1 protein-coding gene is annotated in these 1,665 nt (G+C 59.5%); it reads right to left on the reverse strand.

What is annotated here, in order from left to right:
• Positions 1-63 precede the first annotated feature (63 nt).
• Positions 64-1,422: an IS110 family RNA-guided transposase gene (locus P0D73_RS46355; RefSeq protein WP_408321309.1), complete on the reverse strand. Its 1,359-nt coding sequence runs from the start codon at positions 1,420-1,422 to the stop codon at positions 64-66.
• Between the last annotated feature and the right edge of the window lie 243 nt (positions 1,423-1,665).

Here is a 1,665-nt window from a genome sequence, read left to right on the forward strand (position 1 = left end):
GCGGTAAGTCACTTCAGTTCCCGGGCAAAGAAGGCCGATGCTTTCCTGAGAAACTTCACAGCATCAGGTCACTTTTGCCTGCAGGACATAGCCGAGTGATTCGGCACGGCGTGTCAGGTTGTTCAGGACCCGCTGCCGGTAGCGTTCTTCATAGTATGCGGCACCGGGATCGACATACTCCATGCCGTAGCGCAGCGTGTTGTAGAACAGCACGGCGATCTTGCGCGCCGTGGCGGTAACTGCCTTCGCCTTGCCAATGCGGGCCGACAGTCGGCGGTAGAAGCCACCCAGCGCCGTGTCGGTCTTGCCCACCGTCACTGCGGCAAGACGCAGCGACGCAGCAGCTTTGCTGGAAGAACGACGTGTCTTTGATGAGAGGATCTTGCCTCCCGATATCTTGTTGCCGGGCGCCAGGCAGAGCCAGGATGTGAAGTGTTTGACTGTCGGCCAGCGCGACATATCGTTGCCGCATTCGGCGATGAGCTTGAGCGCCATGTAAGGTCCTAAACCGTGAATCTGCGTCAGATCGACGCCCAGCATCCCGTACAGTGCAGCACGCACATCGAACGGGAAATCGTTCGACTGTTTGCCGCGACGCCGTGCAGCCGGTAGCGGCGCGGTGACCGGCTCGACCCTGGTCTGCAGTTGCCGGAGCGCGACATCGATTCGCCGGTCGCATTGCGCTACCTGGGTCTGGTAAAAATCGTAGAGGGCCACCGCCTGGGTCAGTTCGAACACGTGCTCGGGCTGATAGTGACCAGCCAGCGCCTCGCGGATGGTCTCGACGGAGGCCTTGCAACGTCTGTCGCGATGCTTTGCGAGGACATCAGTATTGCGCTCACCGGCCACGATCGCCCGGATGATCTTCATGCCGGTAACGCCTGTGATGTCCTGAACGACGTGATGCAACTGTACGTTCATCTGCATCAGCGCCTTCTGCATGTGCTGGATGTGGGATGCAGCGTATTCCAGCAGGCGCTCGCGCTGCCGCAGATAGGACCGTAGCGTAGCCACATCCTGCCGGGGACGGAAGCTGGCGCGCAGCAGTCCGTACCGGTGCAGCTTCTGGAGCCACTGGGCATCGTTCACGTCGGTTTTGCGCCCGGGCACGCCCTTCGCCTCCCGGGCATTGACGAGCGATACCTCGAAGCCATACGACTCAAGGATCTGGAACACGGGAAGCCAATAAATTCCGGTGGACTCCATCACGACAGTCGTGACCTTGACCTGCCTGAGCCACCTGGCAAGTTCGTGAAGATCGGTGGTGAAACTGCGAAATGAACGCACTGGCTCGGAGGTCCATTCGGGCCCAACGGCGACAACATGAAACTGTGCACCAACATCAATGCCGGCGGCATGCGGATTGATAACGGACATATCCGCGTGGCGATCGGTCGTTTGTCTTGCCTTGCTCTGTGCCATGACAGCCCTCCACATCAATGGAAGTGCCAAAGGGCGGGACAGCGGGGTAGATCATTTTCCTGAACGGGATCGCCTTGCGGCGTCACCAATGCCGGGGCCGCATCAGTCCCTGGACCATGTTTTTTAACGGGATTGGTCACCAATAAGCAGACGGCCGCTCCCTTCGGCTATGCCAGTGTAGTCTGCCGCCCCGGAGTTTCTGCTCCTTGGGAAGGGCATGGCCCTTTGGAAGTTTTTTAGCAG

Origin of the sequence: Paraburkholderia sp. RL18-101-BIB-B, assembly GCF_046026985.1 — a bacterium.
GTDB lineage: Bacteria > Pseudomonadota > Gammaproteobacteria > Burkholderiales > Burkholderiaceae > Paraburkholderia.